The sequence below is a fragment of the Nocardia sp. NPDC058518 genome (assembly GCF_042719655.1).
GTDB lineage: Bacteria > Actinomycetota > Actinomycetes > Mycobacteriales > Mycobacteriaceae > Nocardia.
In genome coordinates this window covers 31,534-56,682 of record NZ_JBHXNJ010000026.1, presented here as the reverse complement: position 1 = coordinate 56,682, position 25,149 = coordinate 31,534, and the positions used below count along the sequence as shown (strand labels likewise).

The 25,149-nt window shown below is 67.6% G+C and carries 20 protein-coding genes, 1 tRNA gene and 1 other RNA gene; 13 read left to right on the top strand and 9 right to left on the bottom strand.

Annotation, left to right across the window (positions count from 1 at the left end; genetic code table 11):
* The first annotated feature begins 162 nt into the window (after positions 1-162).
* Positions 163-795 carry a WS/DGAT domain-containing protein gene (locus ACFWPX_RS31965; protein WP_378931730.1) on the top strand — a complete coding sequence of 211 codons (633 nt, stop codon included), beginning with the start codon at positions 163-165 and terminating at the stop codon, positions 793-795.
* 13 nt (positions 796-808) lie between these two features.
* Here the strand turns inward: ACFWPX_RS31965 and ACFWPX_RS31960 are convergent, their stop codons facing one another.
* Both ACFWPX_RS31960 and ACFWPX_RS31955 read right to left on the bottom strand, forming a co-directional pair.
* Positions 809-1,291, bottom strand: a complete 483-nt coding sequence (locus ACFWPX_RS31960; protein ID WP_378931728.1) for a helix-turn-helix domain-containing protein — start codon at positions 1,289-1,291, stop codon at positions 809-811.
* A 266-nt stretch (positions 1,292-1,557) separates the two neighbouring features.
* On the bottom strand, positions 1,558-2,202 hold the full coding sequence (locus ACFWPX_RS31955; RefSeq protein ID WP_378915189.1) for a helix-turn-helix domain-containing protein: 645 nt from the start codon (positions 2,200-2,202) through the stop codon (positions 1,558-1,560).
* A gap of 380 nt (positions 2,203-2,582) precedes the next feature.
* Between ACFWPX_RS31955 and ACFWPX_RS31950 the strand changes: the two genes are divergently transcribed.
* Positions 2,583-4,034 carry a threonine/serine exporter ThrE family protein gene (locus ACFWPX_RS31950; RefSeq protein ID WP_378915191.1) on the top strand — a complete coding sequence of 484 codons (1,452 nt, stop codon included), beginning with the start codon at positions 2,583-2,585 and terminating at the stop codon, positions 4,032-4,034.
* Between the two features lie 20 nt (positions 4,035-4,054).
* On the opposite strand, the gene ACFWPX_RS31945 is transcribed toward ACFWPX_RS31950, so the two are convergent.
* The 3 genes from ACFWPX_RS31945 to ACFWPX_RS31935 all read right to left on the bottom strand — a co-directional run bounded on the left by ACFWPX_RS31945 (position 4,055) and on the right by ACFWPX_RS31935 (position 5,924).
* Positions 4,055-4,483, bottom strand: a complete 429-nt coding sequence (locus ACFWPX_RS31945) for a DUF5994 family protein (RefSeq protein WP_378931726.1) — start codon at positions 4,481-4,483, stop codon at positions 4,055-4,057.
* A 284-nt stretch (positions 4,484-4,767) separates the two neighbouring features.
* A tRNA-Ser gene (locus ACFWPX_RS31940) sits at positions 4,768-4,852 on the bottom strand.
* Between the two features lie 67 nt (positions 4,853-4,919).
* Complete coding sequence (locus ACFWPX_RS31935) at positions 4,920-5,924, bottom strand: hypothetical protein (protein WP_378915195.1); 1,005 nt, start codon at positions 5,922-5,924, stop codon at positions 4,920-4,922.
* A 156-nt stretch (positions 5,925-6,080) separates the two neighbouring features.
* Between ACFWPX_RS31935 and ACFWPX_RS31930 the strand changes: the two genes are divergently transcribed.
* The 3 genes from ACFWPX_RS31930 (at position 6,081) to ACFWPX_RS31920 (ending at position 8,229) form a co-directional block, all read left to right on the top strand.
* Complete coding sequence (locus ACFWPX_RS31930; protein ID WP_378915197.1) at positions 6,081-6,653, top strand: TetR/AcrR family transcriptional regulator; 573 nt, start codon at positions 6,081-6,083, stop codon at positions 6,651-6,653.
* 26 nt (positions 6,654-6,679) lie between these two features.
* Positions 6,680-6,774: signal recognition particle sRNA small type (gene ffs / locus ACFWPX_RS31925), an RNA gene on the top strand.
* A gap of 165 nt (positions 6,775-6,939) precedes the next feature.
* On the top strand, positions 6,940-8,229 hold the full coding sequence (locus tag ACFWPX_RS31920; protein ID WP_378931724.1) for an aminotransferase class I/II-fold pyridoxal phosphate-dependent enzyme: 1,290 nt from the start codon (positions 6,940-6,942) through the stop codon (positions 8,227-8,229).
* Between the two features lie 171 nt (positions 8,230-8,400).
* Here ACFWPX_RS31920 and ACFWPX_RS31915 read toward each other — a convergent pair whose 3' ends face one another.
* Complete coding sequence (locus tag ACFWPX_RS31915) at positions 8,401-9,207, bottom strand: methyltransferase domain-containing protein (protein WP_378931722.1); 807 nt, start codon at positions 9,205-9,207, stop codon at positions 8,401-8,403.
* 76 nt (positions 9,208-9,283) lie between these two features.
* On the opposite strand from ACFWPX_RS31915, the gene ACFWPX_RS31910 reads away from it, so the two are divergent.
* From ACFWPX_RS31910 to ACFWPX_RS31900, 3 genes are all read left to right on the top strand, one after another.
* A complete protein-coding gene (locus ACFWPX_RS31910; protein ID WP_378931720.1) occupies positions 9,284-9,862 on the top strand; it encodes an HhH-GPD-type base excision DNA repair protein in 579 nt (192 codons plus the stop codon).
* 105 nt (positions 9,863-9,967) lie between these two features.
* Entirely contained in the window at positions 9,968-10,681 is a 714-nt protein-coding gene (locus ACFWPX_RS31905; RefSeq protein WP_378931718.1) for a hypothetical protein, read from the top strand.
* 361 nt (positions 10,682-11,042) lie between these two features.
* Positions 11,043-12,323, top strand: a complete 1,281-nt coding sequence (locus ACFWPX_RS31900) for an ROK family transcriptional regulator (protein WP_101464856.1) — start codon at positions 11,043-11,045, stop codon at positions 12,321-12,323.
* Positions 12,324-12,376: 53 nt separating this feature from the next.
* Here ACFWPX_RS31900 and ACFWPX_RS31895 read toward each other — a convergent pair whose 3' ends face one another.
* Entirely contained in the window at positions 12,377-13,999 is a 1,623-nt protein-coding gene (locus ACFWPX_RS31895) for a DUF2207 family protein (protein ID WP_378915208.1), read from the bottom strand.
* 278 nt (positions 14,000-14,277) lie between these two features.
* Between ACFWPX_RS31895 and ACFWPX_RS31890 the strand changes: the two genes are divergently transcribed.
* Positions 14,278-15,189 carry a neutral zinc metallopeptidase gene (locus ACFWPX_RS31890; RefSeq protein WP_378931716.1) on the top strand — a complete coding sequence of 304 codons (912 nt, stop codon included), beginning with the start codon at positions 14,278-14,280 and terminating at the stop codon, positions 15,187-15,189.
* The gene (locus ACFWPX_RS31885) at positions 15,189-16,319 is read left to right on the top strand and encodes a neutral zinc metallopeptidase (RefSeq protein WP_378931714.1); all 1,131 of its coding nucleotides are present in this window, start codon (positions 15,189-15,191) and stop codon (positions 16,317-16,319) included. Before ACFWPX_RS31890 ends, ACFWPX_RS31885 begins: the two co-directional genes overlap by 1 nt.
* Here ACFWPX_RS31885 and ACFWPX_RS31880 read toward each other — a convergent pair.
* Positions 16,316-17,593, bottom strand: a complete 1,278-nt coding sequence (locus ACFWPX_RS31880; RefSeq protein WP_378915214.1) for an ammonium transporter — start codon at positions 17,591-17,593, stop codon at positions 16,316-16,318. The genes ACFWPX_RS31885 and ACFWPX_RS31880 overlap by 4 nt on opposite strands.
* Positions 17,594-17,659: 66 nt before the next feature.
* Positions 17,660-18,484, bottom strand: coding sequence for a hypothetical protein (locus ACFWPX_RS31875; protein ID WP_378915216.1), 825 nt, complete (start codon positions 18,482-18,484; stop codon positions 17,660-17,662).
* 445 nt (positions 18,485-18,929) lie between these two features.
* Here ACFWPX_RS31875 and ACFWPX_RS31870 point away from each other — a divergent pair, with 445 nt between their 5' ends.
* The 3 genes from ACFWPX_RS31870 (at position 18,930) to ACFWPX_RS31860 (ending at position 25,083) form a co-directional block, all read left to right on the top strand.
* Positions 18,930-21,479, top strand: a complete 2,550-nt coding sequence (locus ACFWPX_RS31870; protein WP_378931712.1) for a DNA polymerase III subunit gamma and tau — start codon at positions 18,930-18,932, stop codon at positions 21,477-21,479.
* 189 nt (positions 21,480-21,668) lie between these two features.
* Complete coding sequence (locus ACFWPX_RS31865) at positions 21,669-22,883, top strand: acetyl-CoA C-acetyltransferase (protein WP_378915219.1); 1,215 nt, start codon at positions 21,669-21,671, stop codon at positions 22,881-22,883.
* 43 nt (positions 22,884-22,926) lie between these two features.
* Entirely contained in the window at positions 22,927-25,083 is a 2,157-nt protein-coding gene (locus tag ACFWPX_RS31860; protein WP_378931710.1) for a 3-hydroxyacyl-CoA dehydrogenase NAD-binding domain-containing protein, read from the top strand.
* The last annotated feature ends 66 nt before the right edge of the window (positions 25,084-25,149 follow it).

Sequence of the window (25,149 nt, the reverse complement as noted above, 5' to 3'; positions counted from 1 at the left end):
CCGCGCCACCCCCCCCCCCGGGCGGGGGGGGGGGGGCCCCCACGCCGGCCTCGCGCTTTTCGGCGCCCCCCGCGGCGCGGGGGTCTGCCCCCGGCCCCCGCAACCGGATTCGCACCGTGCGCGCTGAACCCGGCCGCCGCTGTCGTCGACCACACGGTGCGAATGCTGGTCGTCGATGTGGACGACCTCCGCATTCCGGGCAAAACCGTCACTGTTGTTGCATTGACGGCGATTTCGCGTGCGCTGGCCGACTACCTCGCCGAGTGCGGCGAGCGGCCGGAACGGCTGGGGACGGCCCTGCCGATGGCACTTCCGGCGCCGAGCCCGGCGCGCAACAACTACCGCGGACTGTCCATCGACCTGCATGTCAACGAACCCGACCTGCGCATTCGCGCGAATCTCATCGCCGATGAACTCGCCGCCCGGCGCGAACGAGCGCTGAATCCGCTGCTTTCCGCACAGGATCGAGTCGGTGAGGTGGTCCCCGCTGTCCTGGCGGTACGCGATGTCGACCGTGCCGACCTGGACAACGTTCCAGCGACGCTCGACGGCAACACCGTTGTCTCCAGCGTCTACCGCGGTCCGGCTGACCTCGCCTTCGCAGGGGCTCCGGTCCTGTTCACCGGCGGTTTCCCTGCCCTCGGCAGTGTCATGCACCTGACCCACGGCGTCCACGGAATCGGCGAAACCATCACACTGTCAGTGCATTCCGATCCGCGGGTCGTGCCCGATCCCGACCGCTACCTGCAACTGCTCGCCGAGTCACTCGACGCGGTGGTCGCCGCGCACCGCTGATCCGCGCCCGGTTTCACCGAATTCGGCCGGGGCCGGTGCTGTTTCCCGCCCGGTTCAGCTCGGCACCCACCGCCAGCAGTGCCGAGTGCAACGCCGTCGCCGGATCTGTTCCAGCGGCTTCGCCCTCGATCACACCGTCGATCCGGAACGGGCAGAAGTACCCGGTTCCGCTGTCGCCCTGGTGCGGTCGCCCGATCTCGATGAGCGGGCCCTTTCGGTGTGCCGCGGCGATCGCCGTCGCGAGCGCCGCATCGGCGGCCCGCGGATCACGTCGACGAGCGACGGCTAGCGCGGGCGTCGATTGCGCGTGCACCCGCTCGTACCAGGCGATCACCTCGAAAGAGGCTGCTCGCGTGCCGGTTTCGTAGTGGCCGAGCGCCGCCCTGCTGTAGGGAACGCGCGTGGCCAACGCGGCCAGCGACAATCCCGCCTCTTCCCGCAGTCGCCGCAACCGAGCTCCGACGATGCCGTTCCCCTGCTCGCCCCGACTGGACATGGACTCATCGTAGAGAACTGTAGACGTTTGTAGACGCTTTTTGCTGTCCAAAAGGTCTTGACGGCGACCATACTTTTCGTGGCGGCTTGGTGACCACAATACCGCGCCACTCGTGCAAGCACTGACTCGTTCGGAGGGGAACCGATGGAGATCTTTCTGTGGATTGCTGTGGGGCTGTTCGTGTTCGGGGCGCTGAGCCGCTACCTACTACTGCTGCCGCCCGAAGACCACGGGCGCCCGAGCGTCGCCGAGATCCGGCGGCGGCTTCAGGCCGAGCGCGAGGGGCCGGGCCACGACTCGACACTGCCGTCGGTGCGCAGCATTTCCGCCAGCAGCTTTTCGGCATCGGACTTCTCCCGTGCGAGGACGCTCCAGCCGCGCACCAGACCGTCGGGGCCCGCCTTCGTCGTCCACGAGCCGACGGCGTGAGCACCCTGGGGATGGAGCGAGTAGTAGATGGTGCCCACCGGGAACGCGATATCCATACCGCGCACCCAGCCGGTGAGCGCCTCGCCCTCCCATACGCGCATCTCGCCACGCACCTGAGTGCCCGGATCCGACTCGGGCGCAGGCGATTCAGCGGCCGAGTCGAGCATCAGATGGTCGCCCTCGTGCCGGATGGTCACCGCCGCTACCTCGACCTCGTCCGGGTGGTTCGCCGGTTTCTGCCAGGCTGCCCACCAGTGACCCGCCAGGTCGACGCGGTTGTCCACGATGCCGGCCAGCTCCGCCAGCGAGACCTGCAACGCGTCGGCCAACCGGACCGCGACCGGCAGCGTCGGCGACTGCTCCTCGGACTCGTACCTGGTGATCTGGCGCGAGCTCACCCCGATCGCGGTGGCCAGCGCGGGCTGCGAGAGCCCGAGCAGCCTGCGCCGCTCCTGGATCACCTTCCCCGTCCCGGTGTTCATACAGTCATCGCCTCCATTGCCTGCCCCTCCCGTCACACCCTGCTGGACACATCCGCACCAGACCCGCCGCCATCGCGGGCGGCCACCCTCCGTCACGAAGAGCACTGGCGCGCCGCACATGCCGACTGTGTGGCCGATTCTTCCATTTCTTCGCTCCAGCAGGCCCGTTTCGTGCTGACTCAGCACAACGGATGCGGTCCGCGCTGTCTCCAGCACCTGGCAGCGACGGCTTACAGCACCGGATTGATCGACGACATCTGACCCTACGGCTCGACCTGGAACCTCGCCACGCGCTCCTCGCCGGCCGAATCCGGACCCGACACGTTGACGAACTGATTGCGAGAAGGCGAAGGTCCTGCGATCGCCGTTACCGTCGAGGTATGAGTGCGGACCCCTTGGCGGAAGGCGACGGCGCCACTGTTCTCGAGCGCCCAGGTCTGCGCCATCGATGGTGGCGATTGCGCAGGCCGTTCGTGTTGCCGTCGCAGCGGGCCACCGCCGACAACATCGTCGCCGCGCCGACCCCGCTGCAACCGATCGACCTCGGCGACGACGCCGAGGTGTCGCAGGTACTCGACCTCGCGGTGCGGGTGGGTGAGGTGGTGCTGTCCGCGGGCACCGGTGTCGGTGACACCTCCGCGCAGGTCCGCTTCATCGCCTCGACCTACGGACTGAACAGCTGCGATATCGATGTCACCTTCGACGCGATCCGCATCTGGGCCGATCGCGGGCCCAGCCTGCCACCGGCCAGCGATATGCGCGTCGTGAAATACCGTTCGCTCGACTTCACGCGGTTGGCCGCGGTCGACCGGCTCACGCGCCGCATCCGCAGCCAGATCGTCCCCGTCGACCAGGCGCACGCCGCCCTCGACGAGCTGATCTCCTCGCGACACCCCTACCCGCGCTGGGTGTCGACGGCGGGCTGGTCGCTGCTGGCGGCGGCGATCGCGGTGCTACTCGGTGGTGGGTTCGTCCTGGCCGCGATCAGTTTCGCGACCACCGCGGTGATCGATGTGGTGAACCGGTTCCTGCATCAGCTCGGGCTACCGATGTTCTTCCAGCACATGATCGGTGGTGTCATCGCCACCATCCCGGCCATCGCGCTCGCCTCGATCAGTGATCACTGGAGATCCGATGCGGCGCTGATCGTCGCCGCGGGCATCACGGTGCTGCTGTCGGGTCAGCAGTTGGTGGGTTCGGTGCAGGACGCCATCACCGGCGCGCCGATCACCGCGGCTGCCCGCATGCTCGAAGTGGTGATGATGACCGGCGGCATCGTCGCGGGCATCGGTCTCGCCCTGCGGATTTCGACGATGATGGGCATCGCGGTGCCGGAGATCGCGGCGAGTGCGGGCCGCGACACCGAGTATCTGGCGATCAAACTGGCGGCCGGTGCGGTCGCGGCGATCGCCTTCGCGCTGGCCTGTTACGCCGAGCGGCGGGCGCTGTTCGCGGCCGGGCTCAGCGGTGCGGGCGGCACGATGGCCTTCCTCGGCGCGCAGGACATCGGCTTCGGGCCGGTGGTGTCGTCGGGGCTGGCGGCCATCCTGATCGGTCTCGCCGGTGGTCTGATGGCGCGTCGCGCGCTCACGCCACCCCTGGTCGTCGCGGCGGCCGGTATCACCCCGCTGCTGCCGGGTCTGAAGGTGTATCGCGGGCTGTATGCCCTGCTCGAGGACGAAACGCTGCTCGGGTTCGGGCAGATCCTCGCTGCGTTCGGTGTCGGCTGCGCGCTGGCCGCGGGCGTCATCCTGGGTGAATGGTTCGACCGCTTGCTGAGTCGCCGCGGTGCGCCGCGCGACTTCGATCCGACCTACACCAGCGACCGATGAACTCCGACGAGCGTGCGGGCCTAGATCTGCACGAGGGTGCGTGGCCCGTCGGCCGCCGTCTCGGCGGGCGCCGGGTCCTGGACACGCGGTTTGCCTGCCGCCCAGCGCATCTGGCTGCGGGCCGCGGGTGCCTCGGTGGCCGAGGGGATGACCAGCAGCGCGAGCGCGGCGCCGTTGCTGCCGACCACGTGCATGATGCGCGCGGCCTGTTCGTTGGAGGCTGTGCTGTCACCGGATTCGCTGGTGGTCCAGTCGAATCCGAGCCGCGCCAGCTTGCCGATCCGCGGTCCGACCGCGGTCACCAACTGGTGCAACTCGGTCATCGGCTGGTCGGTTCGCGGCCACCAGGCGCCGTCGATCGGCCCCGTGGTGGCTGTGCGGTCACGCAGCATCAGCCGGATCGGCCCGGACGCGTCGCGCCCGATGCTCGTTTCTGGTGATGTATTCACTTCGTTCTTGTACTTTCTGATTTCTGTGCGATCGAGACCGCTCGCGGCATCGACCGGCGCGGTCCGAAGACGGACCGGCGCGAAGGCTGGGGTACCCACTGCGCAGCGTCATCATGCTCCGCACTGTGTCGGCACGCACATTGATGTTGGGGCGGCGACGACGGCTGTGGGTGTGGTGGGGGTCTCCCGCACCATCGGGGCTCACTCTACGGAAGCCCACTGACAGATCCACCGATTAAACGAACAGGGCCCCGACCGGCGAACCGATCAGGGCCCTGCTGTTGCGGAGGATAGGGGATTTGAACCCCTGAGGGCGTTAACCCAACCCGCGTTCCAGGCGAGCGCCATAGGCCACTAGGCGAATCCTCCGTGGAGCAGCATAGCGGGTCGCAGGGGGTCGATGCCAAACCGGGCCCATGCGACCGGTTCTGACCTGCTACTTCTTCAAAGCCGCAAGTACCTTGCGGACCTGCGCCTCGGCGGCGGTGCGCATGGCGGCCTTGTCGGCGGTGCGCGTTGTCGACACCTCGATCTCCACCTTCACCGAGATGTTGCTGTCGTGCGCGGCCACCACGACGGAGTAGTCGCTCGGGATGGAGCCGTAGATGTGCTGCTCGGTGGCGTAGTACGCCTCCGTGCCGAGACCGCTCACCGCTCCCTGGTCGTAGTCCTTGCCGGTGGTCTTGGTGTCGTAGCCCTTCCAGCGCGCATAGTCGGACTCGGTCTCGCTCTCGGTCTTGAACTCGACCTCGAGCCCCAAGCTCGCGGCGTTGGCGTTGCGACCCGACTCCTTGTTATTGGCATCGCAGTCGTAGGAGCCGCCACCGATGTACTCCGACGGTCCGCGCTCGGTGTGGGTGGTGGTCTCGCGCGTGGACGACCACTGGTTCAGCACGGTGAGATCGACCAGGTCGCAGGCGTTCTTGCCGTCTTTGTAGACGTAGCTGCCCGCCCATTTCTCCGGATCGGGTCCGAAGGGGTTGTCCTCGACCTTGTTAGCCGTGAACGCGATCAGCCCGATCACGAGAACGCCCACCGCGACGATGGCGCCACCGACGATCCACCACACCGCCTTGTTGCCAGAGGAAGGCGGCCGCGGCGGTGCGCCCCACTGCGGGCGCGGCGCCTGATAGGCGCCCGCTTGCGGATGCGCGAACTGCTGCGGCTGCGCGAACTGCTGAGGTTGCGCGAACGGTTGTGGGTTCGCGCCGCTCTGGTACGGCCCGGGCGGCGCGGTATAGGGCTGGGGGTTCGCGCCGCTTTGATAAGGCGTCGGCGGTGCGGTGTAGGGGCCGGGCGCGCCGATATTGCCGCGCAGCACCGTCGGGTCGGCTTGCGCGGGGTTCTGAACTGCGCCTTCGCCTGGTCGTTCCCACCACGCGACGGTGGGGTCGGACGGCGGCACGCCGTCGCCGGGTGGTTGCTGATTCGGGCCGGTCACGATCGGGCCCCCCTCTCCAGTCTTGGGGAACACCGAACCCCCCGCTGCCGATATCGGATAGATCGTAGCCAGCGTCACCGTCGGCGCGGTGGTTATACGGCTGCGTACACTCGAGTATCGACTGGTCGGGTGTGGTCGTCGCTGGATGGATATGAGGTGGAACACGTCGTGGGTACCGCGCGAACTCCCCGGGTCAGATGGGTCGAGGAAGGGCTGGCCGTGCTGGCGTCCTCGGGCGTCGACGCCGTCCGGATCGAGGCGCTGGCCAAACGCATCGGCGTGACAAAAGGTGGGTTCTACGGCTACTTCGCCGACCGCGACGCACTGCTCACCGCGATGCTCGACGTGTGGGAGAGCGAGGCGACCGACCAGGTGCTCGAGCGCGTCGAGCACGCGGGCCTCGACCCCAAGACCAAGGCGCGGGTGGCCGGGCTGCTCACGTTCTCCAGCAATCGGCTGCTCCCGATCGACCTCGCGATCCGCGACTGGGCCCGCCGCGACGACGACGTCGCCGAACGCCTGCGCCGCGTCGACAACGCGCGAATGGCATTGCTGCGCGAGACAATCGGCGTGTTCTGCGAAGATCCCGATGAGGTGGAAGCCAGGAGCCTGCTCGCCTTCTGCGCCACCATCGGCAGCCACTTCCTGGCAGCCGACCACGACGGCCGCACTCGCGTCGAGGTACTCACCCGTGCCGCCGACCTGCTGTTCGAAGACCGGAATCGCTAGTAGTGAGAACAACCGCTACACTGGCCGACGGATCCCGCGCGGCGAGCATCCTGTGAACTCCCCCAGGGCCGGAAGGCAGCAAGGGTCAACGGGCTCTGCCGGGTGCGCGGGGTCCCCTTTAGTTTCAGGGGACCCTCCTCCGACTGATCGGCCTACGCACCTTCGCAGCGTGCGAGCCTGATCCGGGCCCGGATACCCCGCCGATTCCGAGCAACCTCCGGGTAACGTTGCGGGTGTCAGCACGCACAGCGTGCACTCCCCTTGCTGCTTCGAAAGGCTGCCCAGGATGCCCCGGCAAACGCAGATCGGTTTGATGAGCCACGAGGAACTCGTGTCCGAGCACGAGTCCCAGACCGCGAACTACGCGACGCTCAAAACTGAGAAGCTCACGCTGGATCTCACCCGAGGTAAGCCGTCGCCGGAACAACTCGACCTGTCCTCGTCGCTGCTCTCCTTACCCGGCGACGGCGACTTCCGCGACAGCTCGGGAACCGACTGCCGCAACTACGGCGGCCTCACCGGCCTGCCGGAACTACGCGCGATCTTCGGCGAACTACTCGGCATCCCCGTCGAGCGACTGCTGGCGGGCAACAACGCAAGCCTCGAGATCATGCACGACCTCATCGTGTTCTCGATGCTCTACGGCACCCCCGACTCGCCACGTCGCTGGGTCGACGACGAGCCGATCAAGTGGCTGTGTCCGGCGCCCGGGTACGACCGCCACTTCGCCATCACCGAGGCACTCGGCATCGAGATGATCACCATCCCGATGCGCCACGACGGCCCCGACACCCACGCCATCGCGACGCTGCTGGCCGACGATCCGCAGATCAAGGGCCTGTGGGCGGTGCCGAACTACTCCAATCCCACCGGCGTCGTCTACTCCGAAGAGATTGTCCGCGAACTGGTTTCGATGCCCGCCGCGGCGCCGGACTTCCGCCTGTTCTGGGACAACGCCTACGCGGTGCACCCGCTCACCGACATCGCGGCGCCGGTCATCGACGTACTCGGTCTGGCCGCGGCGGCGGGCAACCCGAACCGTCCGCTGGTGTTCGCGTCGACCTCCAAGATCACCTTCGCCGGCGCGGGCGTGAGCTTCTTCGGATCGTCGCAGGCCAATATCGACTGGTACCTGTCGCACGCCTCGAAGAAGAGCATCGGTCCCGACAAGCTCAACCAGCTGCGCCACCTGCGCTTCTTCACCGACGCCGAGGGTGTGCGTGAGCACATGCAGAAGCATCGCGCGCTGCTCGAACCCAAGTTCGCGCTCGTGCGCCGCATCCTGGAAGACCGCCTCGGCGCCTCGAAGGTGGCGTCGTGGACCGAGCCCAAGGGCGGCTACTTCATCAGCCTCGACGTGCTCGACGGCACCGCGTCCCGGGTGATCGCCCTGGCCAAGGAGGCGGGCATCGCGCTCACCGCCGCGGGCTCGGCCTTCCCGTACAGCAAGGATCCCGAGGACAAGAACATCCGCATCGCCCCCAGTTTCCCGCAGCTGCCGGAACTGGAGAAGGCGATGGACGGACTCGCGACCTGCGTGCTCCTCGCCGCCACGGAAAAGCTCCTGAAGGGCTGAATTATCGGAGCGCTGGCGCGCTCGAGGCGTGGCCCTTCGGGCCCCTGATCTTCCCTCCCTCCGGGTACTCCTTCGTCGCGCCCTCCGGTCAGTCCAGATCAGGGCGGGCCCCGCCCTTGGTACGGACACATAGGTGTGGGGCTACCAAGAAAGGTGTCCGCGGGGCAGGCCTCAAGTTGGTTTGTGGACCAGGGCGCCGAACAGGGTGACGGAGATGTGGATGTCGCCTCGGTCGGCGCCGGTCTGTAGGTCGGCGAGGAGCTGGTCGCGGTCGGCCGGGGTGATCACCCCGCGCAGGACGGTCAGGTCCGCGATCCGGCGCACCAGGGCGCCCGCGCCGACCGTGCGGTCCTGGACCAGTGCGTGCGAGCCGATCTCGTCGATCACCAGCCCGGTGCCGCTGAGCAGTCCGGCGAGCCGGCGACCCGACAGCGGGTTGGTGGTCGAGGAGATCAGGGTGTCGATCACCGCGCTCACCACCCGCGGGTCGCCAGGATGGACGATCGCCGTCGCCCAATCGCAGTCCACCACCACCGCGCGCCCACCGGGCCGCAGCACCCTGGCGATCTCGGCCGCCGCCCGTGCGGGTGCGGTGAGGTGCTGGAACACCCGCTCACACAGCACCGCGTCGAAGGTGCCGGTGCCGAACGGCAGGCCGTAGGCATCGCCGGAGACGAACGCCGCGCTCGACCCGGACTCGACCGCGCGACGCTGCGCCGAGGCCAGCAGATGCGGATCCGGCTCGACGCCGACCGCGGTGCCACCGGGCCCGAGCTCCTCGGCGAAGGTGAACACCTCCGATCCGGTCCCCGACCCGACATCGAGAGCGCTCTCGCCGGGCTGCAGCGCCAGCGCGGCATGACTCCAGGCGCCGAGCGCGCGCATTCCGGGTTGGGCGACGTCCAGATCGTGGGCGTCGATCAGCTGATCCCGGGCCGCTTGGTCGAAGCGGGCCGGTCGTGGGGTGTAATCGGTCATACGCACCGCCAGAGTGGGAGCAGTCCTCATGAGCATGGACTCAGAGGCTACTGGTGAAATGTGTCACGATGAATGTATGACTCGCACGCTGTGCCTCGCGCAGGAATCCGAGGCCGACGAACTGCTCAGCACCGACGATTTCGCACTACTGCTGGGGATGCTGCTCGACCAGCAGTACCCGATGGAGCACGCGTTTCGCGGGCCGCGCAAACTCGCTGAGCGCATGGGCGGATTCGATCTGCACCGCATCGCCGAAGCCGATCCGGCCGAATTCGAGGAACTCGCGGCGACCCCGCCCGCGATTCACCGCTACGGGCGGTCGATGGCGAGGCGGGCGCAGGCACTCGCCCAGTATGTGATCGAGCATTACGACGGTTTACCAGCGCAGATCTGGACCGCGGGCGACCCAGATGGCAAGGAGGTGCTGCGCCGGTTGCAGGACCTGCCGGGGTTCGGGGCGCAGAAGGCGAAGATCTTCCTCGCGCTGCTCGGAAAACAACGCGGCGTGCAGCCGGACGGCTGGCGAAAAGCGGCCGGATCCTATGGCGACGATGGGTCGCGACGCTCGGTGGCGGATGTCGTGGATGCCGAAACATTGTCGGAGGTAAGGGAATTCAAGAAGCAGGCCAAGGCGGCGGCTAAGGTCGCGAAATGAATTCTTAGTTAAGATCTAGCTGCTTTTTTCCCTCGTCACAGCGATGGATCTGCTCGAAGCTGGCAACGCGAACAGCTCCACGACAGATGAGGGATTGGCAGTTTTATGAAGATGAGGAAATTCGCCGTGGTCGCGGCGCTGTTGACCGTGGCCACCGGTGTCACGGCGGGGACGGTGAATGCCGCGCCGGCCGAAGAGGCCGCCGCCCCGATCAACTACACCGCCGAGGTCGTCGACGAGTCGAAAGCCGTCATCACCACCGACGCCGGCTCGCTGGTCGCGGAAGACGGCGTCTTCAAGATCAAGGCCGCCAACGGCACCGTCGTCGCGGGCACCCCGCTGGCGTTCCGCCTCGACGAGTTCGAGCTGCCGATCGCCGCGGAGATCTCGGGCAATACCGCGACGCTGACGCCGCAGCTGGATCCGGCCAAGGCCGTGTACAAGCCGGTCGCGCTGCCCTATGAGGACAAGGCACCGTGGAAGACGGAATACGAGCGTGAGCAGGCTGCCTGGAGCCGTCTGACCTCCACCATCTCGCTCGGTGCCGCCATCGGTACCTTGGTCGGTGGACTCGGTGGCGCGGCCGTCGGTTGCGTCGCGGGTGCTGCCTCGGGCGCGGTTGCCGGTGGTCTGCTCGGCTTCCTGGTCGGCTCGGTCCCCGGCGGCATCGGCGGCTGCCTCGTCGGCGCCACCACTTTCGGTGCGCTCGGCGTCATCGCGGGCCAGATCCTCGTGACCGCTCCGGTCGCGATCGGTGCTGCGATCCAGTACTTCACCACGATCAACCAGCCCTTCAACGCGCCTGCTCCGGCCAAGTAAGAGCAGTTGACGTTCGAACCCTCTGCGGGAACTTCGGTTCCGGCAGGGGGTTCTGCTGTATCGCTGTATTGCGCTGCTTTGGCACAACGCTGACCTGCGGTGATGGTGTGCCGCATCGCACAATTCGCCGGTTCGGCTTGGATGGGTCTGGATTCGGTGTTAACTTGATTGTTATGTCCGGCAACCATCTCACCGCCCAGCGAGTCACCTATGTGACCGCCGCTCTGGGTCTGCGGTTGCCGTTGACGCGTGAACTGTGTCGTTCCTGCTCCTGCGGCTGAGTCTTTCCGGCTCCCTGGCTGCCACGTCATACGTGTAGGCAATCCCGTTGGGACAACGGGATTTCAGCAAGGAACTTCATATGTCTGCTCCCATCATCGATCGCCCCGTCTCCCGGACGGGCGCAGGTCGTCCTCGTGTTTCCCGCCCCGTTGTGCCGCCGGAGCTGCGGCGTAGCGACAACCCCGCCGCCGCGGTGCTGCGAACCGCGGCATCGGGTCCGGTCTCGCGTGACAACGCCGCGCGGGCAACGGGCTTGAGTATCGCCACCGTGAATCGGCAAGTGGCGTCGCTGCTTTCGGCGGGTCTGCTGCGTGAGCGGCCCGATCTGACCGCCGCGGGTGCTGTCGGCAGGCCGCGGGTGCCGTTCGAGATCGATCATGACGCCTACCTCACGCTCGGCATCCATATCGGTGCCGAGGCAACGAAAATCGTCGCCGCCGATCTGCGTGGGCGGATTCTCGGTGGGCTCGCCATCGCCACACCGCAGACCGGGCAGGAATTCGCGGTCACCACCGTCGCTCGCAGTGCCAAGGCGTTCCTGCAGCGGTGGCATCGGCGGACGCCGCTGTGGGCGGGTGTCGCCATCGGTGGGCGGGTGGATCCGCAGAGCGGTGTGGTCGACCACCCGAAGCTGGAATGGAAGGGCGCGCCGATCGGGCAGGTGCTCGGTGATGTGCTCGAGCTGCCGGTTTCCGTGGCACCGCACGTCGAGGCGATGGCGGCTTCGGAGCTGCTGCTGCCGACCTTCGATGCGCGCCGCCCCGAGCCCGATACCGAACTTCCCGCTGCTCAGCACGGCAGCAGCCTCTACTTCTATGTTCGTGAGACCGCGGGCATCGCCGTCACTCTCGACGGTCGGGTCCATACGCCGAGCAATGGCCCTGGGTCGATCGCGCATCTGCCGACGGGTTCCGATGTGCAGTGCACGTGCGGGCGGCGTGGGTGCTTGGAAGTGACCGTCGGTGATCGAGCGCTGCAAGCTCGGGCCGTCGGTCGCGGAATCATTCCGGCGCACAACGGGACCGCCGGGACGACGATCAACGATCTGTATCGGGCGGCTGAGTCCGGGTCCGAGTCGGCGCGGGAATTGCTCGCCGAGCGGGCGACGATGCTCGGGCAGACGGTCGCACTGGTTCGGGACATGCTGAACCCGGACCGAGTTGTGCTGGGCGGCCAGGCTTTTACCGGGTATCGGCCCGCGCTGGGACATGTGGCTCGGGCGTTCTCGCAGAGCACCCAGCTGGCCGCTACCGATATTCGGATCAGCGGATTCGGCGGGAAGGTACAGGAATTCGCCGCGGTGGTTACTTCGCTGAGCGCGCTGTACGCGGACCCGTTGGCGGCTATCCGCCGGGTGTAAGAAAAACGCCCTGCGACTCTCGATGAGTTGCAGGGCGTTTTCGCGTACGCGGATCAACGCGGGTTGAAAGCGCCTTCCAGAGCTGTGATGAAGAAGGGGAATTGGGCGGCGAAGCGGTGGAGGTTGGGGTCTCGGTCGTAGCCGGCGAACCAGTAGAGGCCCGGTTGTGAGTCGGCTGCGGGGTTCATGTCGCGGAAGGTGCGGATCCAGTTGTCCGCTCGGCCGCTGATCACCGTGTAGGGGAGGGCGCGGGAGAAGATCGTTTCCTGGTCGATCGGGGGGATGCGGTCGCGGGTGACGGTGTCGAGGCCGCGGTGCATGGCGCGGATCCGGCCTGCGACGGTGTCGCCGAGGGGAGTTCGGGTGGGGAGGTAGTTGGGCAGCAGCATCGCCGCGCCGCCTGCCAGAGCGATGGCTACGCCTACCAGAGCGTGGCCCGCGGTCAGTGCGAGTGCGACGGTGATGATCAGCCCGAGGGCGATCAGGGCGGCGCCGATCCAGCGGGGGAGGGCACGCTGCTTCGGGTCGGCGAAGGCACCGGTGGCGACCGCGTCGTTGCGCATGGCGGCGCGGATCGGGTCCAGGTGCAGTCGGCCGGGGGCGCGCAGTTCGCGGACGGCGACAGCGTCGGTGCCCTCGGGGAGCAGCATGTCGTAGACGGTGCGTTCGTAATCGCGCAACTGGTCGTCGGGGGCGTTGACGCGGCTGATACGCCAATCGTCTTCGCCGCGCGCGTTCACCGGGGTGATCCACAGGTAGCGCCGGACGGCGAGATCGACGACGGTGGCGGCGATGTCGACCGGGTCGGCGTGTTCGTCGATGATCAGGCCCGCCTCGCCGGGGAGCACACCATCGGGGGAGGTGAACTCGACGCGGCCGCCCTGCTGGATCAGCGGATCGAAGGCATCGCTGCCGGCGATCGCGGCGGCGGCGCGCTTTCGTGCCAGCAGCACGTAGGCGACCATGCCGGCCAAGGCCAGCAGGAAAGCGCCGAATGCGGCGAGCACGGGCGTGGTGAAAGCGAACGGACCCGTACCTCCGCCGCGCACATCGGCATTCGCGGGCACGGTGCCGGGGGGCATCTGCAAGGTGAGGTCGATGGCATCGCCCTTGCGCAGGTTCGTCTGGTGCAGGTAGAGCACGCCGTCGGGTTCGGTGTGGACATCGGCGCACGGCTTGGCATTGCCCGCGGAGCCGAGTTTGCAGTCCACGATGCCCATTTGGAAACTCGGGCTGATCACCGAGACGTCGAGCACAGCGATGTCGGCGTTGAGCACGCCCAGCCAGTGGAACACCTGTGTGCCGGGCATGTCGGAGACGGTGTTGTGCACCGTATACGTGAACTTCGATTCGCCGGGCTTGGCCTCGACGACGAACTGGTCGTTCACAGTGGTCGCGGTACCCGCACCGGTCGCGGTCACATCGGTGACCTTGAAGACCCGCTCGACATCGTCACCGACCTTCAGGCGCAGCGGCAGCGACATCGTGAAATTTCCATCGGCGGGCACCGCGACGGTTTCGATGACCTCGAGCACACCGGTTTCGGTGAGCGTGAGGTCGGCGGTGATCGAAACACCGGTGGTCTCGGGCTGCGTGTGGGCTACCGGCGCGGCCACGAGCAAACCCGCCGCAGCGAGCAGCAGCGCGCCAGCGGCGCCCCCCCGAAAAGTCAGCATGGGTGCTTACTCTAGACAGCTTGCTATTCTGCGTCAGCGGCTGTCGATGACTCATGAGACGAGGGGGGTACGGGGGAGTGACTCAACCACCGTACGGTTATGGGCCGAACGGCCCAGGTGGACGACCGGTTCCACCGCCCCCCGGCTATGGTCCGCCCCCGGGATATCGGCCACAACCGGGATACGGGCAGCCGGGTTATCCACAGCCTCAGGGTTATCCACAGGGTTACGGGCAGCGTCCGGCGTATGGTCCGCCGCCGGGATATCGCCCGCCGCCCATGCCCTACGGCCCGCCGGGCAGGCCGACTCCGCCGCCGCGTAAGCGCGGTGGTGGCTTCACCTCGGCAATCCTCGTGGTCATCTTCCTGCTGGTCGGTGGCCTGGTGAAATACGCCGTCAACACCGGTGTAGACCTCGGCATCGGCGCGATCGGCCCCAAACCCACCACCACCTACACCCCGCAGCCCGGTACCGCGCCCGCCGCGACCGGCGACAACCCACTGCTCACCGACTCCGACGGCACCCTGGTCCCGGCATCGTGCAATTACGCGCCGTGGAGCACCCAGGTCGACAAGGCACGCGCCTTCTTCGAATCGGCCGCGACGTGCCTCGAATCGGCGTGGAAACCGCTACTGGCGGAGAACAATCTGCCCTTCGAGTCGCCGACGCTCAGCATCACCGCCACCACCGACGGCATCTCCACCCCGTGCACCGGATCGACGAGCAACTTCGCCGCCTTCTACTGCCCGGCGAACAAGACCATCTACATGCCGATCAGCCAGCTGCAGACCGATCAGTTCCGCGACAACTGGGTCGTGTACCTGTCGGTGTTCGCGCACGAGTACGGCCACCACGTGCAGGCCCAGTCGGGCATCCTGCGCAAGGCCAACAGCGAGCGCGTCGACGCGGGCGCCCGCTCGGCCAAGGGCCTGGAGCTCTCGCGCCGAGTCGAGTTGCAGGCCAACTGTTTCGACGGCATGTTCATCGCCTCCTCGAAGGGCGGCGGCTCGCTGACCTCGTCGCAGGTCACGGTCGCCACCAAGGATTCCTATGGCCGTGGTGACGGTCCCGGCGACATGCGCGACCACGGCACCGCCGAGCACGGCGGCCAGTGGTTCGAAACCGGGCTCGACCGCAACCTCACCGCCCTGTGCAACACCTTCACGGTATCCGCGAGCGAAGTGAACTGATGTCACAACCGCCCGGCTACGGGCCCTATGGGCCTTACGGCCCGCCTGGGTATCCGCAGCAGCAGCCCTACGGATATCCCGCCCCGCAGTACCAGCGCCCGTTGCCGCCGCCCTACGGGCGGCCGTTGCCGCCGCCGTACGGCTATGCGCCGCAGGGGTATCCGCCGCCACGTCGTGGTGGATCGGGAGCGGTCGGTGCCGTGTTGACGGTGTTGACCGTGTTCGGGGTCATCGGGTTGCTGGTTGCCGCGGTGACCCTGTCCGATCAGAGCTCGCCGGGCTCGGTCGCGAAGACGACGCCGCCGAGTTTCACCTACAGCTCGAATTCGCCGGTGCCGACCACGAATCCGACGTCGGCGCGAGCCACGACCACCGCGCGCACCACGGCGCCGACAACGACCAAACCCGCGGGCCCGCAACCCGTTATCGCCCTCGGCCAGCATCCGCTGTTCAAGAACGACGACGCGGGCCTGACGAACATGGACTGCGATCTGCCGCGCTGGTCGACCAACGCGGCGGTGGCCAAGGCCTTCTTCGCGGCGGCGCAGGTCTGCCTCGATCAGATGTGGCGGTCGAATCTCGCCGCCGCGAATCTGCCGTTCAAGAGCCCGGGTCTGGTTGTCGCGGAACAGCCTTCGCAGCTGTCGTCGCCGTGCGGCGGCTCCACCAGCGACGCGTTCTATTGCAGTGCCTCTAGCACCATCTACATGTCGACGGCTGGCTTGGTCCTGAACAACACCCCGTACCCGCCGATGGAAGCGCTGTCGGTGTACGCCCACGAATACGGTCACCACATCCAGGGCATCACCGGCTTGATGCAGGCCTCGTCGAATCAGCGCCGTGAGCAGGGCGCGATATCGGCGGGCGGGTTGGAGACCTCACGTCGAATGGAGTTGCAGGCCAGCTGTTTCGGCGGCATGTACATCGGTTCGTCGGAAGCGGGTGGGTCGTGGACCTCGCAGGAGGGCTACGCCGCGGTGAAGCACAACTACAACCGCGGTGACGGCCCCGGCCGCCACCGCGATCACGGCACCTCGGACCACAACGGCAATTGGTACAACCAGGGCTACACGAAGAACCGCAACTTCCAATGCAACACCTGGCTGGCACCAGCCGACGAGGTCAGCTAGCTGCCGTAGTGGCCTTCGCCGAAGCGGCGAGGAGAAGAGCCGTGAACGCCTTCCGCATAGGCGGTTTCGGCGTGGAGGGCGAAGTCGATGCCCGCTGTTTCGTCTTCCTTACTCACGCGGAAGCCGATGATCTTGTCGATGCCCTTGCCGAGCACCCACGAGACCGCGAAGGCGTAGGCCGCGACCACGAGTACCGCCACGAGTTGCTTGCCGAGCTGGGCGAAGCCGCCGCCGTAGAACAGGCCGTTCACGCCGCCGGTCATCACCTGGGTGGCCAGCAGGCCGATCAGGATCGTGCCGACGATGCCGCCGACGAAGTGCACGCCGACCACGTCGAGCGAATCGTCGTAGCCCGCTTTGTGTTTCCAGCCGACCGCGAACGCACACACCACACCGGCGGCCAGGCCGACGATCACCGCGCCGAAGGTGTTCACCACGCCGCAGGACGGGGTGATCGCGACCAGGCCGGCCACCACACCTGAGGCCGCGCCGAAGGTGGTCGGCCTACCGTCGCGGAGCTGTTCGACGAGGAGCCAGCCGAGCATGCCGAGGCTGCCCGCGACCAGGGTGTTCAGGAAGACCGCCGCCGCGGCACCGGTGGCGCCCAGCGCGGAACCCGCGTTGAAACCGAACCAGCCGAACCACAGCAGACCGGCGCCGAGCAGCACGAACGGCAGGTTGTGCGGACGCATCGCGTCGATGTTGAAACCGATCCGCGGCCCGAGAACCAGCGCCAAGGCCAAGGCCGAAGCACCGGAGGCGATCTCGACCACCAGGCCGCCCGCGTAGTCGAGCGCGCCGAAGTTCAGCAGCCAGCCGTCGGGTCCCCACACCCAGTGCGCGATCGGCGCGTACACCGCCAGCGTCCACAGCGGAACGAACACCATCCAGCCCGCGAACTTGGCGCGGTCGGCGATGGCGCCTGAGACTAGGGCCGCGGTCAGGATGGCGAACGTCAGCTGAAAGGTGACGAACAGCAGCTCCGGGATGGTGCCGCGGACGGAGTCAGGGTTGATCCCGGCCAGCCCGAGGTGCTCGAGATTGCCGATCAGGCCACCGCCCGCGTCGTCGCCGAAGGCCAGGCTGTAGCCGGCGACCAGCCAGACCACGGTGACCAGCGGGATCGCGATGAAGCTCATCATCAGCATGTTCAGCACGCCGGTCGAGCGCACCATCCCGCCGTAGAAGACGGCCAGTGCGGGCGTCATCAACAGCACCATGGCGGTAGCCGCGAGCAGCCAGGCGGTGGCCGCGGGGTCGATCGTTGCGGGCACGGTAACTCCTTTCACGCGTGAATGCGTTGCGAGAAAGTTACCGAACACTCACCGCGGGTGGCGGCGCTAGGCCCGGTTTTCCTTGGCCAGTGCCCGCGCGCCGCGCTTGCCGGGAACGGGCAGGTCATCGCCGTCCGCGAGCCATTCGGCGGTGGTGAGCCAGCGGCGCTGGGCATGCGCGTCGGCCACGTCGAAGAACAGGCGGCGGCCGCGATCGTCGCGCGCGTCGCGGGCGAGCACCGCCCAGCTCGGCGGCTTGCCCCGGTCGGCGGTGTGTTCCACGACGAAGCCTGCGACCAGCTTGCCGACCATGTTGACCGGCTTCTGCGAGACCCGATTGCCGTACTTCGCGGTATGCCAGCGCCGGGCCGGGCACAGCGAACCCGGGCTGGCGTTCGAGGCGATCCAGCCGGCGCGCTGCGCCCGTTCGATCAGCCACAGATGCTTGACCGCCGACGGCGCGATCTCGCCAACCCGTTCGGCGATGAGCTCGCAGACCTCGGTATCGGCGAGGATGTCGCGCCTGGTGGGCCCGATATTGTGGTCGGTCCAGTGCGCGGCGGCGAGGCGGGCGAGGATGCGGCCGAACTCGTCGATGCTGCGCTGGGCACGACGGCCGAGCCGCTCGATCCGCTCGGCCTCGCGGCGCATCTCGTTCTGCGCGGTGAGCGTGCGGATGGCCGCCATCGTGGGTACCTGCCCGCGTTCGAGCAGTTGCAGGATGGCGTCGGCGGTCGCCGGGTCGGCCGCGGCCGCGACGGGTAACGAGTCGCGTTTGATGTCGAAGTCTTGTGGGCTGATCGCCCGGCTCAGTAGCCCGACCGCGGCGTTGTCGCCGGCGAAGTCGGTGTGGGCCAGCCAGGCGGTTGCGATGTCATCACACGACAGCACGGTGAAACGTTCCTCCGGTCGGTGCGGTGGGGGAGCGATCGGTGCGCGAAGGTTGTGCCCCGGTCGGGATGAGGGACCGGCCGGGGTCACCAACCTGATGAAGGTTTGGCCACCGAAGTTGCCGAGACCCACGGTAGCCAGACACTTGCGCCACTGTCACGACCGTTCATGGTTTCGTTACATCCAGTAAGAGGCCGTCAACCAGGGAATAGGTTCGTATTTCCGGTGTAACCAGGATCGACGGATTGGTCGATGGCGGATTCGCCGCTCGGATGGCAGTCGATAGCTCGGCTGTTGCACCTGCCGGACCGCTTTGCTGCTACGCTTCATACCGCGCAATTCAATGTGATTTGCATCACAACGTGGTCATCGCTTCGTTACCGCGTTACCGCGCAGTGCCAGCCGCCGATAAACCCTGTCGGATGCTCTCGGTAGCCTGTGGGTCGTGGCTCTGTACCGGAAGTATCGACCGGCGACATTCGCGGAAGTAGTGGGTCAGGAGCACGTCACCGACCCGCTGAGTACGGCGCTGGATACCGGACGGATCAGCCACGCGTACCTGTTCTCCGGGCCGCGTGGCTGCGGTAAGACCTCGTCCGCTCGCATCCTCGCGCGCTCACTGAACTGCGTGGACGGACCTACCTCGACGCCGTGCGGTACCTGCTCGTCGTGTGTGGCGCTCGGACCGGGCGGGTCGGGCAATCTCGACGTCATCGAGCTCGACGCGGCCAGCCACGGTGGTGTCGACGACACCCGCGAGCTGCGCGATCGCGCGTTCTACGCGCCCGCCGAGTCGCGCTATCGCGTGTTCATCGTCGACGAGGCGCACATGGTCACCACGGCCGGTTTCAACGCGCTGCTCAAGATCGTCGAGGAACCGCCCGCCCACCTGATCTTCATCTTCGCCACCACCGAGCCGGACAAGGTGCTGCCGACGATTCGCTCACGCACGCACCACTATCCGTTCCGTCTGCTGCCACCCGCCACCATGCGCGGACTGCTCGGCAAGATCTGCGAGCAGGAGCACGTGCCGGTGGAGGAGGCGGTGTATCCGCTGGTCATCCGTGCCGGTGGTGGTTCACCGCGCGACAGCCTGAGCGTGCTCGACCAACTGCTCGCTGGTGCCGGACCCGACGGTGTCACCTACCCGCGCGCGGTCTCGCTGCTCGGCGTCACCGATGTGGCGCTGATCGACGACGCCATCGACGCGCTGGCCGCCGATGACGGCGCGGCACTGTTCAACACCGTCGACCAGGTGATGGAAGCGGGCCACGACCCGCGCCGTTTCGCCGTCGACCTGCTCGAACGCCTGCGCGACCTGATCCTGCTGCGTGCGGTCCCCGACGCCGCCGACCGCGGTCTGGTCTCCGGCCCCGGCGACGTGATGGAACGGATGCGCGACCAGGCCGAACGCCTCGGCCCCGCCACCCTCACCCGCTACGCCGAACTCCTGCACGAGGGCCTCGGGGAGATGCGCGGCGCCACCGCCCCGCGCCTGCTCCTCGAAGTGATCTGCGCCCGCATGCTCCTGCCCTCGGTCTCCGACACCGAGTCGGCGACCCTGCAACGGCTGGAGCGCCTGGAACGCGGATTCGCCGGTGGATCTGTTCCCGCTCCGGCCCGTCCCGGCCCCGCCGCAGGTGAGCCACCTGCGCAACGTCCGTCCGCACCCCCGTCGAGCGGCCGTCGCGGCGCGGAACTGCTCGCCGCCGCCCGCGCCGAGAAGGAAGCCGCGACTGGCGGTTCGCCGTCACCCGTCGCCGCGAGCCCCGTTGTCGCGGAACAGAAAACCCCGGCTCCCACAGTTCCCACCCCGAGCGTCACGCCGACCGAGCCTGCGCCGCTCGCTGAGCCCGCACCACCGGCGCCCGCCACGCCACCCGTACCCACGCAGTCAGCGCCGCCCGTGCAGGCCCGGCCTGTGTCCGAGCCGCCCGCGCAGTCCGCACCGCCTGTGCCTGTGGCGCAGTCCGCACCGCCTGTGTCAGTCGCGCAGTCCGCCGCACCACCAGTCGATTCCGGGCCAGGTGTCGGCGGTATTCCTTCGGGAAATGTTGGCCCCCAACGACTTGCGGCCGATGTTCCCCCGGCCGAAACGGGCAGCTCCGCGCAGTCCGGCGCGCGCGTTCGATCGGAAAGCTCTGGCCCTGGGCAGTTCTCTGGGTCGCCGACCGAAACCGGCTCGCGCCCCGCTGAGGTCGAACCGGCACCGGAAGCGGTAGCACCCCAGGCGGATTCGCCGGCTCAGCCGGAGCCCGAGCCGGCTGACGCCGATGCGCGGTCGCCGCTCGAGGCCGCACCCGTGCAGTCGCAGGTCAGCGAGGCGCAGCCACCGGCGCCCACCGAGGATCTGGTCGGCATCGTCGACGCCGCATGGCCGGAGATCAAGGGCCGGGTGCGGGAGTTCGGTGCCACATTGCAGGCGTTGTTGTCGGGGGCTGCGGTGTCGCGGGTGGACGGTGACGTGATCGTTTTCGCGCATCAGAGTGCGCCGTTGGCGCAGCGGTTGTCCGATCCGCGCAATATCGATGCGGTGCGTTCGGCGGTGCGGGCCGTGCTCGGGCGTGAACTGGATGTGCGCTGGGAGACCGGAGCCCCGGCGCCGCGACCCGCGCCCGCCGCCAAGACCGGGGCGGCACGGGGGACGGGAAGTCCGGAGAGCAAGCCCGCGGGGCGGCCGAAGTTCTCGCGGCCGAGTCAGGCGGCGGGCAACCAGTCGCCGAACCGGGCGAACCGGCCGTCCGACGATGACATTCCACCGCCCGATTTCCCCGACTTACCCGATGACCCCGGCCCGGACGACGGGTCCGAGTCCCGCTCCGGCGCCGATTCCGCGCGCAGTGCCGCCGTGCTCGCCCCGCCGACCCCCGAGGAAGAACGGGAGATGCTGGCCGCCGCCGCGGTGCCGGTGGCTCCCGGCGACCGTCAAGACCCGGACGAGGTCGCTCTGGCGTTGCTACGTGAACAGTTCGGAGCAAAGAGTCTGGATGGTTGACAGCCACCGTCCGTACCGCGTTAAGTTAACCGGAGTTCGCACACCACGGTAGTATGAACGGGTGGCCGGGATCACCGGATGAGCATGGTTCTATGCTCCGCTGGTGCTTGCCGGGATTTGTACGGCGCCGAGGCGATCGGTCATGGCGTTCGTGCGGCCACCGCACCCCAAGGAAGGAAACACTCCGATATGACCACAGAGGCCTACATCTACGAGGCCATCCGCACTCCGCGCGGCCGCGGCAAGAAGAACGGCTCGCTGCACTCGGTCAAGCCGATCGATCTGACTGTTGGTCTGATCCAGGAGCTGCGTGGCCGCTTCCCGAACCTCGACGAGGACCAGATCTCTGACCTGATCCTCGGCGTCGTCACCCCGGTCGGTGACCAGGGCATGGATATCGCCCGCACCGCGGCCACCATCGCCGGGCTCCCCGACACCGTCGGCGGCTTCCAGCTGAACCGCTTCTGTGCTTCCGGCCTCGAGGCCGTGAACCTGGCTGCGCAGAAGGTTCGCTCCGGCTTCGACGACCTCGTCATCGCCGGTGGCGTCGAGTCGATGTCGCGTGTTCCGATGGGCTCCGACGGTGGACCGTGGGCGCTCGACCCGGCTACCAACTACGACGGCTACTTCGTGCCCCAGGGCGTCTCGGCCGACCTGATCGCCACCATCGAGGGCTTCTCCCGCGATGACGTCGACGCCTACGCCGTGCGCTCGCAGGAGCTGGCTGCCGCCGCGACCACCGGTGGTTACTTCGCCAAGTCGATCGTTCCGGTCAAGGACCAGAACGGCCTCGTCGTGCTCGACAACGACGAGCACATGCGTCCCGGCACCACCGCCGCCGACCTGGGCAAGCTGAACCCCTCCTTCGCCGGCATCGGTGAGATGGGTGGCTTCGACGCCGTCGCGCTGCAGAAGTTCACCTACATCGAGAAGATCAACCACGTCCACCACGGTGGCAACAGCTCGGGCATCGTCGACGGCGCCGCCCTGCTGCTGATCGGCAACGAGGAAGCGGGCAAGGGCTCCGGCCTGACCCCCCGTGCCCGCGTCGTCGCGACCGCCACCTCCGGTGCCGACTCGACCATCATGCTGACCGGCCCGACCCCGGCCGCGAAGAAGGCTCTGGCCAAGGCAGGCCTGACGATCGAGGACATGGACCTCGTCGAGATCAACGAGGCGTTCGCCTCCGTGGTGCTGAAGTTCCAGAAGGACCTCAACGTCCCGGACGAGAAGCTGAACGTCAACGGTGGCGCGATCGCGATGGGCCACCCGCTGGGTGCCACCGGCGCGATGATCACCGGCACGGTGCTCGACGAGCTGGAGCGTCGCAACGCGCGCTACGGCCTGATCACCCTGTGCATCGGTGGCGGTATGGGCGTTGCCACCATCATCGAGCGCGTCTGAGCTCCGGCCGACTTTCACTTCTCATAGGAGAGAACGAAAAACTATGACTGACAACATCATCGGCTGGGAGAAGGACGCCGACGGCGTGGTCGTCCTCACTATCGACGACCCCAGCCAGGGCGCCAACACCATGAACGACGCGTACCTCGCGTCGATGAACGCCACCGTGGATCGGCTCGAGGCGGAGAAGGACGACATCACCGGTGTCATCCTCACCTCGGGCAAGAAGACCTTCTTCGCCGGCGGCGATCTGAAGAACATGATGAAGGTCGGCCCGGACAACGCGGCCGAGGTCGTGCAGATGGTCACCGACGTCAAGGCACCGCTGCGTCGCCTCGAGCAGCTCGGCAAGCCGGTCGTCGCCGCCATCAACGGTGCTGCCCTCGGTGGCGGCCTGGAGATCGCGCTGGCCACCCACTACCGCATCGCGGCCGACGTCAAGGGTTCGGCCATCGGCCTGCCCGAGGTCTCCCTCGGCCTGCTGCCCGGTGGCGGCGGCGTGACCCGCACCGTGCGCATGCTCGGCCTGCAGAACGCGCTGATGCAGGTGCTGCTGCAGGGTCAGCGTCACCGCGTCACCAAGGCCAAGGAAATCGGCCTGATCGACGAGGTCGTCGCCACTGTCGAGGAGCTCATCCCCGCCGCCAAGGTGTGGATCGCGGCCAACCCCGAAGCGGCCCAGCCGTGGGACAAGAAGGGCTACCGGATCCCCGGCGGCACCCCGTCCACCCCGGCCTTCGCGGCGAACCTGCCCGCGTTCCCGGCCAACCTGCGCAAGCAGATCAAGGGCACCAACATGCCGGCGCCGCGGGCCATCATGGCCGCCGCGGTCGAGGGCGCGCAGGTCGACATCGACAACGCGCTGACCATCGAGGGCCGTTACTTCACGAGCCTGCTGACCGGTCCGGTCGCGAAGAACATGATCCAGGCGTTCTTCTTCGACCTCAACCACATCAACGGTGGCGGCTCGCGTCCGTCGGTCGAAGATGTGCCCAAGCGCGACATCAAGAAGATCGGCGTCGTCGGCGCGGGCATGATGGGCGCGGGCATCGCCTACGTCTCCGCCAAGGCAGGCTACGACGTCGTCCTCAAGGACGTCGAGCTCGCCAACGCCGTCAAGGGCAAGGGCTACGCGGAGGCCATCGAGGCCAAGGCGCTCTCGCGTGGCAAGACCACCCAGGAGAAGTCCGACGCGCTGCTGGCTCGCATCACCCCGACCGCGGACGCCGCCGACTTCAAGGGCGTCGACTTCGTGATCGAGGCCGTGTTCGAGAACCCGGACCTCAAGAACAAGGTCTTCCAGGAGATCGAGGACATCGTCGACGCCGATGCCCTGCTCGGCTCGAACACCTCGACCCTGCCGATCACCCTGCTGGCCGACGGTGTGAAGCGCTCCGAGGACTTCATCGGTATCCACTTCTTCTCCCCCGTGGACAAGATGCCGCTGGTGGAGATCATCAAGGGCGAGAAGACCTCCGACGAGGCGCTGGCCCGGGTGTACGACTACACCCTCGCCATCAAGAAGACCCCGATCGTCGTCAACGACAGCCGTGGCTTCTTCACCTCGCGCGTGATCGGTACCTTCATCAACGAGGCCATCTCTATGGTCGCCGAGGGTGTCGACCCGGCCACCGTCGAGCAGGCCGGTCTGCAGGCGGGCTACCCGGCCGCGCCGCTGAAGCTCAGCGACGAGCTGAACTTCACCACCATGCAGAAGATCTACAAGGAGACCCAGGCGGCCATCCTCGCCGCCGGTGGCGAGCTGAACGCGGCCTCCGCGAAGACCGCCGAGGTCCTCAACACCCTGGTCGACAAGTACGACCGCAAGGGCAAGCTGGGCGGTGCGGGCTTCTACGAGTACGTCGACGGCAAGGCCACCGGCCTGTGGGACGACCTGCGTGAGATCTTCAACTCGAGCCGTGAGCTCCCGGAGGGTGTCACCTTCCAGGACCTCAAGGACCGGATGATGTTCGCCGAGTCCATCGAGACCCAGAAGTGCTTCGACGAAGGCGTGCTCACCAGCACCGCCGACGCGAACATCGGCTCGATCTTCGGCATCGGCTTCCCGGCCTGGTCGGGTGGCTCGCACCAGTTCATCGTCGGCTACCCCGGTGGCCAGGAGGCCTTCGTGGCCCGCGCAGACGAGCTGGCCGCGAAGTTCGGCCCGCGTTTCGAGGTCCCGGCCTCGCTGCGCAAGTAAGTAGGTAGTTCCGGTTCGCACCGGATCGCCGACGCCCGCCACCTCACCGAGATGGCGGGCGTTCTT